Source organism: Glaciihabitans sp. INWT7 (assembly GCF_014217685.1).
Lineage (GTDB): Bacteria > Actinomycetota > Actinomycetes > Actinomycetales > Microbacteriaceae > Lacisediminihabitans.
In genome coordinates this window covers 2,562,570-2,578,872 of the sequence record NZ_CP043653.1, presented here as the reverse complement: position 1 = coordinate 2,578,872, position 16,303 = coordinate 2,562,570, and the positions used below count along the sequence as shown (strand labels likewise).

15 protein-coding genes and 1 tRNA gene are annotated in these 16,303 nt (G+C 66.6%); 12 read left to right on the top strand and 4 right to left on the bottom strand.

The window, feature by feature from the left end; translation table 11 throughout:
• The first annotated feature begins 32 nt into the window (after window positions 1-32).
• The 6 genes from eno to F1C58_RS12420 all read left to right on the top strand — a co-directional run bounded on the left by eno (window position 33) and on the right by F1C58_RS12420 (window position 5,206).
• Window positions 33-1,313, top strand: a complete 1,281-nt coding sequence (eno, locus tag F1C58_RS12445; protein ID WP_185201405.1) for a phosphopyruvate hydratase — start codon at window positions 33-35, stop codon at window positions 1,311-1,313.
• 73 nt (window positions 1,314-1,386) lie between these two features.
• Window positions 1,387-1,932, top strand: a complete 546-nt coding sequence (locus tag F1C58_RS12440; protein WP_185201404.1) for a septum formation initiator family protein — start codon at window positions 1,387-1,389, stop codon at window positions 1,930-1,932.
• Window positions 1,933-1,950: 18 nt separating this feature from the next.
• Window positions 1,951-2,448 (top strand): DUF501 domain-containing protein, encoded by a 498-nt coding sequence (locus tag F1C58_RS12435; RefSeq protein ID WP_185201403.1) that lies wholly within the window; start codon window positions 1,951-1,953, stop codon window positions 2,446-2,448.
• On the top strand, window positions 2,441-3,745 hold the full coding sequence (locus F1C58_RS12430) for a S8 family serine peptidase (RefSeq protein WP_370543657.1): 1,305 nt from the start codon (window positions 2,441-2,443) through the stop codon (window positions 3,743-3,745). Before F1C58_RS12435 ends, F1C58_RS12430 begins: the two co-directional genes overlap by 8 nt.
• 10 nt (window positions 3,746-3,755) lie before the next feature.
• Entirely contained in the window at window positions 3,756-5,075 is a 1,320-nt protein-coding gene (locus F1C58_RS12425) for an NAD(P)/FAD-dependent oxidoreductase (RefSeq protein ID WP_185201402.1), read from the top strand.
• 57 nt (window positions 5,076-5,132) lie between these two features.
• Window positions 5,133-5,206 (top strand) — tRNA-Leu (locus tag F1C58_RS12420).
• A 35-nt stretch (window positions 5,207-5,241) separates the two neighbouring features.
• Here the strand turns inward: F1C58_RS12420 and F1C58_RS12415 are convergent.
• Complete coding sequence (locus F1C58_RS12415) at window positions 5,242-5,661, bottom strand: MerR family transcriptional regulator (protein WP_185201401.1); 420 nt, start codon at window positions 5,659-5,661, stop codon at window positions 5,242-5,244.
• A gap of 294 nt (window positions 5,662-5,955) precedes the next feature.
• Between F1C58_RS12415 and F1C58_RS12410 the strand changes: the two genes are divergently transcribed.
• From F1C58_RS12410 to F1C58_RS12385, 6 genes are all read left to right on the top strand, one after another.
• Window positions 5,956-7,422: a SulP family inorganic anion transporter gene (locus tag F1C58_RS12410; protein WP_255461097.1), complete on the top strand. Its 1,467-nt coding sequence runs from the start codon at window positions 5,956-5,958 to the stop codon at window positions 7,420-7,422.
• Window positions 7,423-7,526: 104 nt separating this feature from the next.
• Window positions 7,527-8,660, top strand: a complete 1,134-nt coding sequence (locus F1C58_RS12405) for a glycosyltransferase family 1 protein (RefSeq protein ID WP_185201399.1) — start codon at window positions 7,527-7,529, stop codon at window positions 8,658-8,660.
• Entirely contained in the window at window positions 8,657-9,514 is an 858-nt protein-coding gene (locus F1C58_RS12400; RefSeq protein ID WP_255461096.1) for an SGNH/GDSL hydrolase family protein, read from the top strand. The genes F1C58_RS12405 and F1C58_RS12400 overlap by 4 nt, the downstream gene beginning before the upstream one ends.
• Entirely contained in the window at window positions 9,507-10,118 is a 612-nt protein-coding gene (locus F1C58_RS12395) for a DedA family protein (RefSeq protein ID WP_185201398.1), read from the top strand. The genes F1C58_RS12400 and F1C58_RS12395 overlap by 8 nt, the downstream gene beginning before the upstream one ends.
• A gap of 55 nt (window positions 10,119-10,173) precedes the next feature.
• Window positions 10,174-11,946 (top strand): aspartate--tRNA ligase, encoded by a 1,773-nt coding sequence (gene aspS / locus F1C58_RS12390; RefSeq protein ID WP_185201397.1) that lies wholly within the window; start codon window positions 10,174-10,176, stop codon window positions 11,944-11,946.
• A 3-nt stretch (window positions 11,947-11,949) separates the two neighbouring features.
• Window positions 11,950-13,209 carry a D-arabinono-1,4-lactone oxidase gene (locus F1C58_RS12385; RefSeq protein ID WP_185201396.1) on the top strand — a complete coding sequence of 420 codons (1,260 nt, stop codon included), beginning with the start codon at window positions 11,950-11,952 and terminating at the stop codon, window positions 13,207-13,209.
• A 14-nt stretch (window positions 13,210-13,223) separates the two neighbouring features.
• On the opposite strand, the gene F1C58_RS12380 is transcribed toward F1C58_RS12385, so the two are convergent.
• The 3 genes from F1C58_RS12380 to F1C58_RS12370 all read right to left on the bottom strand — a co-directional run bounded on the left by F1C58_RS12380 (window position 13,224) and on the right by F1C58_RS12370 (window position 16,149).
• On the bottom strand, window positions 13,224-14,000 hold the full coding sequence (locus F1C58_RS12380; RefSeq protein WP_185201395.1) for an ATP-binding cassette domain-containing protein: 777 nt from the start codon (window positions 13,998-14,000) through the stop codon (window positions 13,224-13,226).
• Window positions 13,997-15,001, bottom strand: a complete 1,005-nt coding sequence (locus F1C58_RS12375; RefSeq protein ID WP_185201394.1) for an ABC transporter permease — start codon at window positions 14,999-15,001, stop codon at window positions 13,997-13,999. The genes F1C58_RS12380 and F1C58_RS12375 overlap by 4 nt, the downstream gene beginning before the upstream one ends.
• 140 nt (window positions 15,002-15,141) lie before the next feature.
• Window positions 15,142-16,149, bottom strand: coding sequence for a substrate-binding domain-containing protein (locus tag F1C58_RS12370; RefSeq protein ID WP_185201393.1), 1,008 nt, complete (start codon window positions 16,147-16,149; stop codon window positions 15,142-15,144).
• Window positions 16,150-16,303 lie beyond the last annotated feature (154 nt).

The following is a 16,303-nucleotide window of genomic DNA, read 5'->3' as shown; positions in this document are numbered from 1 at the left end:
ACGCAAATCCCCCAACGTTAAGGAGTCCCGTCGTGGCTTTGATCGAAGCAGTAGGCGCCCGCGAAATCCTCGATTCCCGAGGAAACCCGACAGTCGAGGTCGAGGTGCTTCTCGAAGACGGCATCGTCGCCCGCGCATCAGTTCCCTCCGGGGCGTCCACCGGAGCGTTCGAGGCCTACGAGCTGCGCGACGGCGACAAGAAACGCTACGGCGGCAAGGGCGTGCAGAAGGCCGTGGCGGCCGTCATCGACACGATCGGACCGGCCCTCGAGGGCTTCGACGCCACCGACCAGCGCCTCATCGACCAGGCCATGATCCAGCTCGACGGCACTGACAACAAGAAGAAGCTCGGCGCCAACGCCATCCTCGGTGTCTCACTCGCCGTCGCGAAGGCCGCAGCAGACTCGGCCGACCTGCCGCTGTTCCGTTACGTCGGCGGACCGAACGCGCACACCCTTCCCGTGCCGCTCCTCAACATCATCAATGGCGGCTCTCACGCCGACAACGACATCGATGTGCAGGAATTCATGATCGTGCCGCTCGGCGCCTCGACGTTCAGCGAGGCACTGCGGTGGGGCGTGGAGACCTACCACTCTCTCAAGTCGCTGCTGCAGTCGAAGGGACTCTCCACCGGACTCGGCGACGAGGGCGGCTTCGCCCCGAACCTGTCGAGCAACCGCGAGGCTCTCGACCTCATCGCCACGGCGATCGAGCAGGCCGGCTTCACGCTCGGCCACGACATCGCCCTTGCGACGGATGTCGCCGCCACCGAGTTCTACAAGGACGGCTCCTACCACTTCGAGAACAAGCAGCTCTCCGCGCTCGAGCTCACCGCCTACTTCGCCGACCTCGCCGCGAACTACCCGCTCGTGTCGATCGAAGACCCGCTGCAGGAAGACGACTGGGAGGGCTACCAGCACTTCACCGCCGAGCTCGGCGGCAAGGTGCAGATCGTGGGCGACGACCTGTTCGTCACCAACCCGACCCGCCTGCAGAAGGGCCTCGACCTCGGTGCGGCCAACTCCATCCTCATCAAGGTGAACCAGATCGGTACTCTCACCGAGACCCTGGATGCGGTCTCCCTCGCCCAGCGCGCCGGCTATACGGCGATGCTCTCGCACCGCTCAGGCGAGACCGAGGACACCACGATCGCCGACCTCGCGGTCGCGACGGACTCCGGGCAGATCAAGACGGGAGCGCCGGCACGAAGCGAGCGCGTCGCCAAGTACAACCAGCTGCTGCGCATCGAGGAGGAGCTCGCCGAGGCAGCCGTCTACGCCGGGCGCAGCGCCTTCCCGCGCTTCAAGGGCTGACGCTCCCTCACCGAGTGGGAGCGCCAGCGACGTGTCGAGAGGCCGGGCGGATTCGCGCGGTTAGGCTCGAGGCATGACCAAGGACAGCCGCACCCGGCGCACGCGCAGCTCTTCGCGGCGTGTGCCGGTGCAGCGTGTTCCCGTGCAGATGCCCGCGGAGGCGCCTTCCGGACAGTGGCTGCGCAGCATCCGTCTGTCCGGGTTCGCGATCACGGCACTCGTGCTCATCGTGATGTTCATCGTCGTGCTCGCACCGTCGCTGCGCATCCTGGTGGAACAGCGCCAGCAGATCGCCACCCTGCAGGCCGAGGTCGCTGCGTCGAAGAATGCGGTCGAGGACCTCAAGGGACAGAAGGCGCGCTGGAGCGATCCCAAGTACATCGAAGCTCTCGCTCGTGAACGTCTCGACTACGTCTTCCCCGGTGAGTACAGCTACCTGATCACGGATGCCGCCGCTGCCACCCCGACGACAGCCAACGGCCAGCCCATCAGTGACAAGCTGCAGACCACCCAGGTGGACTGGGTCAAATCCATGCTCTCCTCGGTATTCACCGCCGGACTCACGGATGCGCCGGCAAACAAGATCGTCGCGCCGGTCATCTCCGGCCAGTCGAAGTAACAGGCAGTCGATACAGACATGACCACTCCACCCTTCGCGGCTCCGACCGCGGCCGACATCGACGCGGTGTCCCGTCAGCTCGGACGACCCGCCCGCAACGTGATCGGCATCGCCGCACGCTGCGTCTGCGGCAACCCCACTGTGGTGGCCACCCGTCCGCGTCTCGACGATGGCACGCCATTCCCCACGCTGTACTACCTCTCCCACCCCGCCGCCACCGCCGCTATCTCCACCCTCGAAGCCAACGGTGTGATGGCGCAGTTGCAGCAGCTGCTCGCCGACGAGACCGTCGGAGCGCACTACCTCGACGCCCACCGCGCCTACCTCGCCGACCGGGAGGGCCTGGAATTCGTCGAGGAGATCGCGGGCATCTCGGCCGGGGGCATGCCCCTCCGGGTCAAGTGCCTCCATGCCCTCGCCGGCCACTCACTCGCCGCGGGACCCGGGGTGAACCCCATCGGCGATCTCGCGCTCGAGCAGGCGGACTGGTCGCCGCTGGTCTGCCAGTGTGACTAGGAGCACCGTGACGGGCGGCACCGTGACTGGCGGCACCGTGAGACGGGCCCGCGTCGGGGTGGCAGCCGCCCTCGTACTGGCGATCGCGGCGACCGTGTTTCTGGCCTCCCCCGCATCGGCGGACAACATCCGAGACCGTGAGTACTGGCTCGCCGACTACGGCGTGCAGAAGGCGTGGGCCACGACCAAGGGCGCGGGCGTCACGATCGCGGTGATCGATACCGGTGTCGACGGATCGCATCCCGACCTCACCGGCACGGTGATCGGGGGAACCGATGTCTCGGGGGTGGGCTCCGCGAACGGACAGACTCCTATCGGCTCCGACAGCCAGCACGGCACGATGGTGGCCTCCCTGCTCGCCGGGCACGGTCACGGAACCGGCCTCGGCATCCTCGGGGTGGCCCCGGAGGCCAAGATCCTCTCTGTGTCGGTGGGCTTCGGCGTCGGCAGCGTCGGCTCCGACGACCAGATCGCGCAAGCCGTGCGCTGGTCCGTGGATCATGGCGCGGACATCATCAACATGTCGCTCACTCGCAACACTCTCGACTGGCCGACGAGCTGGGATGATGCCTTCCTCTACGCCATGGAGAAGGGGGTGATCGTGGTCGCCGCCGCCGGCAACCGGGGCAGCGGCACCGCGGAAGTCGGCGCTCCGGCCACCATGCCGGGGGTCGTTGTCGTCGCCGGCGTCGACCAGAACGGCACCGCGAGCTTCGACGCCTCGTCGCAGGGCATCACCCTCTCGGTGTCCGCCCCGAGCGAAGGGCTCGTCGGAGCGGCTCCGGGCGGGGGGTACTACAGCTGGGCGGGCACGAGTGGCGCCACTCCGCTCGTGGCAGGCGTGCTTGCCCTGATCAAGGCCTCGCATCCCGGTCTCAGCGCCGGCAATGTGATCAACCGGCTCACGGCCACCGCCCGTTCCCAGGGCAACCCCATCGTCTACGGCAGTGGCCTGTTCGATGCATCCGCCGCCGTGAGCGCCACAGTGGCGAGCGTCTCAGCGGATCCGGCGGACGATCTGAAGAACTGGATCCGTCTGAATCGGCGGGCTGTTGCGACCACCGAGCCGGCTCCGACGAGTTCGGCGCCCCCGTCGGCAAGCCCGGCCCCGAGGGCGGTCGCGGGGCCGCTGAGCCCCTTCGGCCGGGTGTTGCCCGCGGTCGGCGATCTGAGAGACATCGGTATACCGGTTCTGGTCTACGCTGTGTTTGCGACGTTGCTGATTCTTGTGCTGCGGAGCATTTTCCGCGAGGCGATTCGACTACGAGAGTCCAAGGGTCCGCGGCGCAGGCCATAGACTTACCGACGTGCCTAAAATCCTGATTGTCGGCGGCGGCTACGCCGGTTTCTACACTGCTCTCAAGCTGGAGGGCTCACTGCGGCCGGGTGAGGCCGAGGTCACTATTGTTGATCCGCTTCCCTACATGACCTACCAGCCCTTCCTTCCGGAGGTCGCGGCCGGGTCGATCGAGCCGCGTCACGCGGTGGTCTCCCACCGTCGTCATCTCGAGAAGACCACGATCATCACGGCCAAGGTCACCGCCATCAGCCACGCGAACAAGACCGCCACGATCACGCCGGACATCGGCGACCCGTGGGAGTTCGAGTACGACATCATCGTGGTCACCGCGGGATCCGTTTCGCGTACCTTCCCGATTCCGGGAGTCGCCGACCAGGCCATCGGCCTCAAGACCATCGAAGAGGCCGCCGCGATCCGCGACCGCGTGCTCACCAACTTCGACAAGGCCGCCCTTCTTCCCGCCGGCCCCGAGCGCGACCGCCTGCTCACCTTCACGGTGGTCGGTGGCGGTTTCGCCGGCATCGAGATCTTCGGCGAACTGCGCAGTCTCGCCAGCGCCCTGCTGCGCTACTACCCCACCATCACCTTCGATGACACCCACTTCCACCTCATCGAGGCGATGGGGCGCATCATGCCGGAGGTGTCGCTCAAGACGAGCCTCTGGGTCATCAAGAACTACGCCCAGCGCGGCGCCCAGATCCACCTCGAGACTCAGCTGACCTCGGCGGTCGACGGTGTGATCGAGCTCTCCACCGGAGAGACCTTCGAAACCGACCTCATCGTCTGGACGGCAGGCGTCATGGCCAGCCCCATGCTGCGCAACACCGACCTTCCCATCGAAGAGCGCGGTCGCCTTCGCGTGCAGCCCGACCTCCGGGTCATCAACGACGACGGTGTGGTGGCGGATGCCTGGGGCGCCGGCGATGTCTCGGCCGTTCCTGACCTCACGGGTGCCGGCGTCGGTGGCTACTGTGTTCCCAACGCGCAGCACGCCGTTCGCCAGGGCAAGCTGATGTCGAAGAACATCATCGCGACCCTTCGCGGGGACCTGCCGAAGGACTACTTCCACAAGAACCTCGGAGCCGTCGCCGGCCTCGGACTCGGTGAGGGCGCGTTCCAGTCGGGCAAGATCGGCATCACGGGCATCCCCGCCTGGTTCATGCACCGCGGATACCACGTGCTCGCGATCCCCACGTGGGAGCGCAAGATCCGTGTCTTCAGCGGCTGGGTCGACAACTTCGTGCTGCGACGTGACGTCGTGTCGATCGAAGCCCGCGAGACCCCTCGCGAGGCCTTCGAGACCTTCGCGTCGCGACCGAAGGCGTAGCCGCACGCTCATCGCTCCGGTCGACCGGGCGGATGGACTGGCAGACTGGTGCTGCTCGCCCCCATAGCCCAATCGGCAGAGGCAGACGACTTAAAATCGTCCCAGTCAGGGTTCGAATCCCTGTGGGGGCACCCGCTGTGATCGTCTGCCGCGCCGGGCGGAAGTCTCACTGCGCGCGCAGAAGCTCCAGGAATTCATCGGCCATCGCCAGCTGCTGCTCGAGCTTGGCCCGCCGTTCGACGGCCTGGGCGATGAAGCTGTCGAGTTTCGCGCGCTCCACGGGATTGTGCGTCTGCACTGGACTGTGCGACTCCCCGGGATCGTCGGATCCCGCCCGGTCGCTGCCGAACGAATCGATGATCCGCAACAGCTCGGTCATCTCCTCGAGGGTGAAGCCGAGCGGCTTCATGCGGCGGATCAGCATCAGGCGACCGAAGTCGTCGTGCGTGTAGAGTCGGAATCCCCCCACCGTACGGCCGGTGGGTTCGAGGAGCCCCACTTCGTCGTAGTGCCGGATCGTGCGGAGGGACAGGCCGGTCCTCTCCGCGAGTTCGCCGATGTGCATCGTCGCTTCAGCTCGCTCCATGTCGTGCCTCCTCACAAGTAACCCTTACGTTAGAGTAGTGTTGCAGCGCTGGTCGATATTCTCCTGAGCCTCTGCTCGATCTCAGTCTCTGGTCGATCTCAGTCTCTGCTCGAACCCAGCGCCAGCTCGAACTCACCCCGTAGTCGAACACGACTGTGCTGGGACTGCGCACCGATGCGCTCACCGCTCTTACTCACCGGCTCTCACGAGAGAGCCCCCTGTCCGGAGGCCACCTTGGCAATCACCAGAAGATCGACACGTCCCACAACACAGCGATACCGGGCGGAGCCGACGGTGTCGACCGCGCTTCGATCGCCTCGCATCCTCACCCGTGAGGTGCTCGCGGGCCTCGTCGTCGCGATGGCACTGATCCCGGAGGCGATCTCATTCTCGATCATCGCCGGGGTGGACCCGCGCGTCGGGCTGTTCTCGTCGTTCGTGATGGCGGTGTCTATCGCGTTCATTGGTGGGCGGCCCGCCATGATCACGGCTGCGACGGGCGCGATCGCGCTTGTCGTCGCCCCTCTCGTGCGGGACCACGGTCTCGACTACCTCATCGTCGCCGTCATTCTGGCAGGGGTGTTCCAGATCGTTCTCGGGCTGCTCGGAGTCGCCAAGCTGATGCGATTCATCCCCCGGAGCGTCATGGTCGGCTTCGTCAATGCATTGGCGATCCTGATCTTCTCGGCCCAACTGCCGAACCTGATCGGTGTACCCTGGCTGGTGTATCCGCTTGTCGTAGCCGGGATCGCCATCATGGTCGTGATGCCGCGGCTCACCAGGGTCGTGCCGGCTCCCCTCGTCGCCATCGTCCTGATCACTCTCGCGGTCGTTGTCACCGCAATCAGGGTGCCGACAGTCGGCGACGAGGGAGCGCTGCCGAAGAGCCTGCCGCAGTTGTTCATCGTGCATGTTCCGATCGCGTGGGAGACCCTCGCGATCATCGCCCCCTTCTCGCTGGCGATGGCGCTGGTCGGACTGATGGAGTCCCTCATGACGGCCAAGCTCGTGGATGACATCACCGACACCCGATCCAACAAGACCCGCGAGACTCTCGGCCAGGGAGCCGCGAATATCCTGTCCGGGCTCTTCGGTGGAATGGGCGGCTGCGCCATGATCGGCCAGACGATGATCAATGTGAAGGCCTCCGGCGCCCGCACCCGCATCTCCACCTTCCTCGCCGGAGTGTTCCTGCTGATCCTCGTCGTCGGCCTCGGTGACGTGGTTGCGACCATACCGATGGCGGCGCTGGTGGCCGTGATGATCATGGTGTCCGTGGGCACCTTCGACTGGCACAGCGTGCGCTGGTCCACGCTGAAGCGGATGCCGAGAAGCGAGACGATCGTGATGGTGGCGACGGTGATCGTCGTGGTTCTCACCAACAACCTCGCGATCGGCGTGGTGGTCGGAGTGGTCGTCGCGACTGTCGCATTCGCCCGACGGGTCGCGCACCTCGTGACCGTCGAACGGACGCTCACGACAGAGGACGGCGTCGCCACCGCACGGTACGCCGTGAATGGAGAGCTCTTCTTCGCCTCGAGCAACGACCTCACCACCCAGTTCGACTATGCGGACGATCCCGCACGGGTGGTCATCGATATGTCTGAGTCGCACGTCTGGGACGCGTCCACCGTCGCGGCTCTCGATGGCATCACCGACAAGTACGAACGACACGGCAAGACCGTGAGCATCACGGGGATGAACCTCGCCAGCACCGCGATGCACGCGCGCCTCGCGGGCAACCTCGGCGGAGATCACTGACCGCGGTCGACGCTGCGGCGCTGAACCCAAGAGTTCACCTCGCCCTTGGCTGACAGACACCCGAAAGCAGGTCGCTGACTACGGGCGGATGGCAGCGTCGAAGCATGAGGATCGCGATTGTCGCTGAGACCTACCTTCCCCTCGTCAACGGGGTCACGCACTCGCTGCAGCGTGTTCTCGAGCATCTCGTGAGTCGGGGCGACGAAGTGCTGGTGATCGCCCCGTCGGCGATCGACGCGAACGACGTCGATCGCGGAGACGGCGTGCGGGTCGTGCGGCTGCCATCCGTCTCCGTCGCCGGATATTCCGATGTGCGCCTCGCCGTCGGTGGCGTCTCCAGGGTCCGGCGCATCCTCGCGAGCTTCGCTCCGGACGTGGTCCATCTCGCCTCGCCATTCGAACTCGGGCGACGCGCCGCGAAGGCGGCCGACCAACTCGGCCTGCCGACGGTCGCCGTCTACCAGACCGACGTGCCGGGATATCTCGGAAAGTACGGTCTTCCGTTCCTCGAAGCGTTGGCCTGGCAGCGCGTGACCGCGATCCACCAGCTGGCGACCCGCACTCTTGCTCCCTCCCTGTCCGCGGCTCGGCAACTCGAGCAGCACGGTATTCCGCGAGTAGAGCTGTGGGGGCGCGGGGTCGACACGACCCGCTTCCACCCCGGCAAGCGCAGCGCCGCGTTCCGCGCGAAGGCAGCGCCGAACGGCGAGACCCTCATCGGCTTCGTGGGGCGACTCGCGGTCGAGAAGCAGGTGGAAGATCTCGCCGCTCTCGCCGGAATCGAGGGCACTCGACTGGTGATCGTCGGTGACGGCCCGGAGAGGGGAACGCTCGAAGCCCTGCTTCCGACGGCGTATTTCACCGGATTCCTGGGCGGCGAGGAGCTGGCGACGGCCCTGGCCAGCGTCGACCTGTTCGTGCATCCGGGTGAGTTCGAGACCTTCTGTCAGACCATCCAGGAGGCGATGGCATCCGGAGTGCCGGTAGTGGCGACGGGTCGCGGCGGCCCGGTCGACCTGGTGGATTCGTCGCGCACCGGGTGGCTGTACACCCCGGGCGACCTTGGCCAACTGCGCCGTCGGGTGCTGGACCTCGTGGGCGACGATGCCAAGCGCGCGGCCTTCGGCGAGGCCGCTTTCGATAGCGTCCAGGGCCGTACCTGGCCCGTGGTCTGCGAACTGCTGATCCATCACTTCGAACTCGCGATCGCCCAGCACGCGCTCCTGTTGCGACGGTGACCAGAACGGACAGGGCATCGCGAGCGGGCGAGGATGTCACCCCGGTGCGACTCTTCGTCGCGTTGGGAGACTCGTTCACCGAGGGCGTCGGGGATCCGGATGCGCGACTGCCGAACGGCGTGCGCGGCTGGGCCGATCGCGTCGCCGAGAAGCTGGCGAAAGCCGAACCCGGCTGGCAGTACGCCAACCTCGCGGTGCGGAGCAAGAGAATCCGCGAAATCGTCACCGATCAACTGGACGCCGCCGTCAGGCTCCATCCGAGCCTCGTCACCCTCTACGCTGGAGGCAACGACGTGCTCGACCCGGGCACGGAGATCCGATCCATCCTCGAGGACTACGAGAGACTCGTGAAGGCGCTGTCCGAGACCGGAGCGACGCTCCTGCTGTTCACGGGATACGACGTTCCGCTGTACCCGGTCGTCTGGTTGTTCCGCCGTCGCAATCACGCCTACAACGAGGGCGTGCGCCGGATCGCGCAGAAGTACGGGGCGACGCTCGTGGACTATTGGACCTTCGACGGCTACCGGGACCCGCGGATGTGGTCGCCCGACCGCCTGCACCTGTCTAAGTTCGGGCACAAACTGCTCGCCGCCCGGGTGCTCGACCTGCTCGCCGTGCGGCACTCCATCACGCCGAAGCAGTTCGACGCGCTCGAATCCCGATCGACCTCCCGATGGCTGGCCGACCAGGGCCAGTGGCTGCGCGACTGGGTGGTGCCGCTGCTCCATCGCAAGATCCGACGGGTCACCCTCGGCGACTGGACGGAGCCGCGCTGGCCGCATCCCGTGGCGGTGCCGCCCAAGGGGGGACTCCGCCGATTGGTGAGGGAGCGGGCGGAGGGCGCTCGTGAATGAATTCGCCGATGTAGTCTTCGCCGTCGCCAGTTCGCCCTGGGCACTCGTGGTCCTCGTGGCGCTGCTCGTCATCGACGGCTTCTTCCCGCTGGTGCCGGGCGAGACGATGGTGGTCACGCTCGCGGCTCTCGGAGCCTCCGGGCACGGACCCGCCCCGCTCGTGGTCATGCAGGTGGCGACCGCGGCGACGATGGTGGGAGACGGTATCGCGTTCCTGATCGGCCGCTCCATCCATCCGAGGAGGTGGGTCTGGATGCGGGGCGCGCGAGCACAGCGCGGCCTCGAGTGGGCATCCGCCCGCATCGAGCACAGCCCCGGAGTCATCCTCGTCGGAGCGAAATTCCTGCCCTTCGTGCGCGTCGCGGTCACCATGACGGCGGGCGCGACCGAGCTGCCGGTGCGGCGATATCTCGTCTTCTCATTTCTCGCCGCGACGATCTACACGGCCTATCATGTCGGCGTCGCGGTGACCGCGGGCGAGCTCTTCGTCTCCAATCCCTTCCTCGGTCTTGCGGCTTCGATCACCTTCGGCGTGGTGTCCGCGGCGGCGATCGGCGGCATCCACCGGCTGGTCACGCTCAGCAGGGAGCGGGCCTCGTGGTGACCAGTGTCCTAGGCTGGTAGTCGGTCTCGCGACCACCGACAGCCCAGGGATACCCATGTACAGAACCACCTACGCCTCCTCGCTCCAGCGATCGGATGCCGGCAACGAAGTCACACTCTCCGGCTGGGTGGCGCGAATCCGCAACCACGGTGGCGTGGCGTTCATCGACCTCCGGGATTCTTCGGGCATCGCGCAGGTGACCTTCCGCGACGCCCAGGTCGCCACTGCCGACAGCCTGCGGGTCGAATCCTGCGTGAAGATCGTTGGCATCGTGCGCGAGCGCCCCGAGGGCAACGTGAACACGGCGATCTCCTCCGGAGAGGTCGAGGTCGAAGCGACCAGCCTCACCGTGCTCGCGGCGAGCGACGTGCTTCCCTTCCAGCTCGATGACGAACCGGGCGAAGAGACCCGACTGGCCTACCGCTACCTCGACCTGCGGCGGGAGTCCGCGGCCTATCCGCTCAAGCTGCGGTCGAAGGTCTCGGCGGCGGTGCGCAACGTGCTCGTCGATCGAGACTTCGTCGAGGTGGAGACGCCAACCCTCACCCACTCCACCCCGGAGGGCGCCCGCGACTTCCTGGTGCCCGCCCGCCTCAAGCCGGGCTCGTTCTACGCGCTTCCGCAGAGTCCGCAGCTCTTCAAGCAACTGCTCATGGTCGGCGGCTTCGAGCGGTACTTCCAGATCGCCCGCTGCTACCGCGACGAAGACTTCCGCGCCGACCGCCAGCCGGAGTTCACGCAGCTGGATGTCGAGATGAGCTTCGTCGAACAGGACGACGTGATCGCCCTCGCCGAAGAGGTGCTCTCCGCGATGTGGGGCACCATCGGCGTGACCCTGACCACCCCGATCGCCCGGATGACCTACGCCGAAGCGATGCGCCGCTACGGATCCGATAAGCCGGACCTGCGCTTCGAGCTCGAGCTCGTCGAGTGCACCGAGTACTTCGCCGACACCGAATTCGGTGTATTCCGGGCGCCGTATGTTGGGGCAGTCGTCATGCCCGGCGGCGCAGACCAGCCCCGCCGTACCCTCGATGCCTGGCAGGAATGGGCCAAGCAGCGCGGTGCGAAGGGGCTCGCCTACGTGCTGGTCGGTGAGGACGGCGAGCTGCGCGGTCCCGTCGGCAAGAACCTCTCCGAGGCGGAGCGCGACGGACTCGCGGCCCACACCGGGGCGAAGCCGGGCGACTGTATCTTCTTCGCTGCCGGTGCGGTGAAGGCCTCTCGCGGACTGCTCGGAGCCCTTCGCGGCGAGATCGCGGCGCGCCTCGACCTGATCGATCCCGCGGCCTGGGCGTTCACCTGGATCGTGGATGCTCCGCTCTTCGAGCCCGCCGGTGACGCGGTCGCCAGCGGCGATGTCGCGGTCGGCGCGGGCGCCTGGACCGCGGTGCACCACGCCTTCACCTCGCCGAAGGACGAGTTCCTCGACAGCTTCGACACTGACCCGGAGTCCGCGCTGTCCTGGGCCTACGACATCGTCTGCAACGGCAACGAGATCGGCGGTGGCAGCATCCGCATCAACACGCGCGAGCTGCAGGAGCGCGTCTTCCAGGTCATGGGCATCTCCCACGAGGAGGCACAGGAGAAGTTCGGATTCCTGCTGCAGGCCTTCGCGTTCGGGGCGCCCCCGCACGGTGGATTCGCCATGGGCTTCGACCGTGTCGTCTCTCTCCTCGCCGGCACGGACTCGATCCGCGACGTGATCGCGTTCCCCAAGTCCGGCGGCGGCAACGACCCGCTCACCGGCGCGCCGGCCGAACTCGAGCCTGCTCAGCTGACCGAGCTGTACCGCACGCTCGGCGTGCGTGCGGTGCCCCGGGGCTGAGCCGTGAGCGAGGTCGGCGTCAACTGGGCGGGCAACTACCGGTTCGGTGCAGCGGAACTGCGCAGGCCAGAGAGCGTCGAAGAGTTGCAGGCGCTGGTGATCGCTTCTCCCCGCATCCGGGCCCTCGGCACCCGTCATTCCTTCAATGACCTGGCCGACACCACGGGAACTCTCGTGTCGCTGGTGGAGCGCGAGCCGGAACCGCGACTGGACACCGATCGGATGACCGTGTCGGTCGCCGCCGGCACCCGGTACGGGGTGCTCGCGAGCTGGCTGGCCGATCGGGGTTTCGCCCTGCACAACATGGGCTCGCTCCCTCACATCTCCGTGGCCGGTGCGATCGCGACCGGCACCCACGGCTCAGGCAACGCCCTCGGCAATCTGTCGACCGCGGTCGCGGGGCTGCAGTCGGTGACCGGGGAGGGCACGCTGCTCGAGGTCGACCGCAGCGATCCGCAGTTCGACGGGATGGTCGTCTCCCTCGGCGCGCTCGGCATCGTCACCCGCGTGACCCTCGACATCCAGCCGAGCTTCGATGTTCGTCAGGACGTGTACACCGGTCTGCCCTGGGATAATGTGCTTGCCGAGTTCGAGCAGATCACCGCGGCGGCGTACAGCGTGAGCCTCTTCACCGACTGGCGGGGTGACAGCCTGCAGAGCGCGTGGTTCAAGACACGACTGGCGCCCGGGGAATCCGGCTCGATGCCACCGACGCTGTTCGGGACTGTCGCGTCGACGGCGGAGGTCTCACTGGTCGAGGGAGAGAGCAACACGACGGTGCAGGGAGGCATCCCCGGCCCGTGGTCGGAGCGGCTGCCGCACTTCCGGCTCGATTCGACGCCGAGCAATGGCGACGAACTGCAGACCGAGTACTTTGTGGATCGCCGCACGGCGCCCGAGGCTCTGGCCGCCGTGCGCGCGCTCGGTGAGTCCATCGCGCCGCACCTGCTGATCACGGAGTTGCGCACCATTGCAGCGGATGATCTCTGGCTGAGCACGGCGAACGGGCGTCCCAGCCTCGCCATCCACTTCACCTGGAAGAACGAACCGGAGGCGGTCGCCCGGTTGGTGCCTCAGATCCAGGCCGCACTCGCGCCGTTCGGGGCCCGCCCCCACTGGGGCAAGGTCAACACGATGGCCGTGGCGGATCTCGCTGCGCTCTATCCGAGGCTGGCAGAATTCACGTCGCTCGCCGAGCGCCTCGACCCGCAGCATCGCTTCCGCAATGCCTATCTCGAACGGGTGCTCGGCCTCACCGACTGAAGGGCGCGGTCGCGCTACGAGTCGAGCGTCGGGATCGCCTCGGTGATGAGACCGGTGATCGTGCCGAGCAGGGAGTCGACGGTGAAGCTCGACGTCGGCGCATCGTGCACGACCCTTCCGAGGCGCAGCACCACGACGCGGTCCGTGACCTCGAGGATGTGCGGAAGCGTGTGCGAGATGAAGATCACTCCGAGCCCCTTGGCCTTGGCCGCGCGGATGACCTCGAGCACCTCTTTGGCCTGACGCGCCCCGAGGTGGTTGGTCGGCTCGTCGAGGATGATCACCTTGCGAGCCCACGACACGGCACGTCCGATGGCCACGGCCTGACGCTGTCCACCGGAGAGCTGCGCCACCGGGCGGTTGGAGGCCGGCACCGCGATGCCGACGCGCTCGAGGTCCGCGTGGGCGACGGAGTCCATCTTCTTCTGGGCCAGGAAACCGAGTTTGCCGAGGATGCCGGGAGCGGTGAGCTCGCGACCGAGGAACACGTTGGACGACACGGAGAGGTGTGAAGCCAGGCTCGAGTCCTGATAGAGGGTCTCGATTCCCGATTCGAGCGCGTCGTGTGGGCTCTTCCACCGACGGGCGACGCCGTCGAGCAGGATCTCTCCCGTGTCCGGGAGGTGAGCCCCGGAGAGCGCCTTGACCAGGGTGGACTTACCGGCGCCGTTGTCTCCGACGAGGCCGAGCACCTCTCCGGCGCGCACCTGCAGGCTCACATTCTCGAGGGCGACGACACTGCCGTAACTCTTCGAGATGTTGCGGACTTCGTAGAGCGGGCTGTCGGTCATGAGGTTCTTCCCTTCGAACGAAGTGCCTGGAGCGAAACGGCGGCGGCAATGAGGATGGCCACCACAACCTGCTTCCAGTTCGGCTCGACGCCGATGATGATGAGACCGCTGGTGACGGTGGCGAGGATCAGGGAGCCGAGCACTGTACCGGTCATGCGACCGATTCCGCCGGAGAGGGCGACACCACCGATGACGACCGCGGCGATCGCATCGAGCTCGTTGCCGGCTCCAGAGGTCGGGGCGCCCGACCCGAGCCGCAGGTAGAGGTACATGCCGGCGAGGCCGGAGAGAAAGCCCGAGAGCGCGTAGATCTTGGTGATCTGGCGCTTCACGTTGATTCCGGCCGCGAGGGCAGCGAAGGGGTTGGAGCCGACGGCGAAGGTGTAACGCCCGAAGCGGGACTTGTGCAGGTAGAGGCCGGTGATCACGACGATGACTATCACGACGATCCCCGGCCAGGAGAGCGGTCCGAGCCACGGCACGCTGAGGGAGATGGCGGAGGGCGGGCCATTGCCGATCGGCGCTCCGCCGGTGAGCACGATGGACATGCCGCCCGCGGCACCCAGGGTGGCGAGCGTGGCGATGAACGGCACGAGGTGAGCGCGGTTGATGAGGAGCGAGTTGATCAGACCGACACCGATGCCGACCGCCGCGGCCACGAGGGTGCCGAAGAAGATGGCGAGGCCGTCAGGGAGACCCGCTCCGGTCATCGCCTGCATCGCATAGGCGGCGATGACTCCGGCGAATCCGAGGGTGGCGCCAACGGAGAGATCGATTCCGCCCGAGATGACGACGAATGTCTCTGCGACGGCGATGAGGGCGATCGGTCCCCAGTCGAGCAGGATGTTGCCGAAGACATCCGTCGTGAAGAACACGGGGTTCAGCACCGAGAAGAGGATGATCATGCCCACGAGCACCAGCAGCAGGATCGTCTGCTGGTTCGAGAGGATGCGGCCGATCCGCCCGGTCAGCGGGCCGGCTGGGGCGCCCGTCGCTGCCACTGGAGACTCTGCCGTTTTTTGATTGGTTGGCACGATCGGCCCTTCGCTTCGTTGCGTGTAATGCACTGTACAGAGTGGGGGAGTGGTCCGGTGCCGCGGACGAAAGAGTCTCGCGGCACCGGACGAGAGGTGCTGCCTACTTACTGGACGTAGGTGTACTTCTTGAGGTCGGCTGCCGACGTGGACTTGTCGAGCAGGATGTTCGGCAGGGTCACTGCGGCGGTGATGCCGTCTTTCGACTTGGTCTCGATGTACTTGACGCAGGTGTCGACGGCCTGGCGGGCTTCCTCGGCCGGGTCCTGGGCGATGAGCGCGGTGAAGACGCCCTTGCCGATCAGGTCGACGTTGGTCTGGTACGCGTCGTAGCCGATGAGGGCGACCTTGCCGGTGAGGCCCTTCGCCTGAAGGGCGGAGGCCGCGCCGGTGGCGTTGGTGCCATCGATCGCGAAGATGCCGCTCAGGTTCGGGTACTTGGTGAGCCAGTTGCTCACGTTGCTGTTGGCCGTGGCGGCCTGCGACTGCGAGTACGCGGTGTCGACGAGGTCGATGCCCGGGTACTTGGAGGCGAGCTGCGACTTGAAGCCCTCGAGGCGGTCGACGTTGGTGGTGGCGGTGGCGGAGGTGAGTCCGGCGACGACCTGGTACTTCTGGCCGTCGGTGTACTTGATCGCCTTGGCCATCGCGTCTGCGGCAGCCTCGCCACCCTGCTTGTTGTCTCCGGTGATGAAGGAGACGACATCGCTGAGGTCCTCGACGTGAGTGTCGACGTTGACGACCGGGATGCCCGCGGCCTTCGCCTTGGTGACCGAGGCCTGCAGCGCCTTGGGGTCGGTGGGGATGAGCACCAGGCAGCTGGGCTTCTGCGCCAGCACCTGGTCGACGATGGGGATCTGGGTCGCGGGGGAGTAGACCGAGGGATCGCCCTGCCAGACCAGTTTCGCCTTCTTGGCGGTGGTCTCGGCTTCGGCGCCGACCTTCATCGCCTTGAAGAAGGGATCCGCCTCCGCACCCATCACGAACGCGATGGTCAGGGACTTGGATGCACCGCTCGAGCTGGTGGTTCCGGAGGTGGAGCTGCACGCGACTGCGCCGAGCAAGAGGGTCGTCGCGACCCCGAACACAGCCCCAGTTTTGACGATTCGGTTCATTGTTGGTAACTCTCCTTTGAGTGCATGGTCGCGGATCGCTTATGCCATTCCGCGACATCAATTCGTCTGACCGTGGGGGACCGGCACGTGGCCGGGCTGTGAAGTTCGACGAGGGGGTGAGATCGATCTCAGAAGTTTTATGAGATCGATCTCG

Coding starts and splice junctions, on each gene's coding strand:
- F1C58_RS12440 (WP_185201404.1), top strand. CDS start 1,387: ATGACCAAGGACAGCCGCACCCGGCGCACGCGCAGCTCTTCGCGGCGT.
- F1C58_RS12435 (WP_185201403.1), top strand. CDS start 1,951: ATGACCACTCCACCCTTCGCGGCTCCGACCGCGGCCGACATCGACGCG.
- F1C58_RS12415 (WP_185201401.1), bottom strand. CDS start 5,661: ATGGAGCGAGCTGAAGCGACGATGCACATCGGCGAACTCGCGGAGAGG.
- F1C58_RS12405 (WP_185201399.1), top strand. CDS start 7,527: ATGAGGATCGCGATTGTCGCTGAGACCTACCTTCCCCTCGTCAACGGG.
- aspS (WP_185201397.1), top strand. CDS start 10,174: ATGTACAGAACCACCTACGCCTCCTCGCTCCAGCGATCGGATGCCGGC.
- F1C58_RS12380 (WP_185201395.1), bottom strand. CDS start 14,000: ATGACCGACAGCCCGCTCTACGAAGTCCGCAACATCTCGAAGAGTTAC.
- F1C58_RS12370 (WP_185201393.1), bottom strand. CDS start 16,149: ATGAACCGAATCGTCAAAACTGGGGCTGTGTTCGGGGTCGCGACGACC.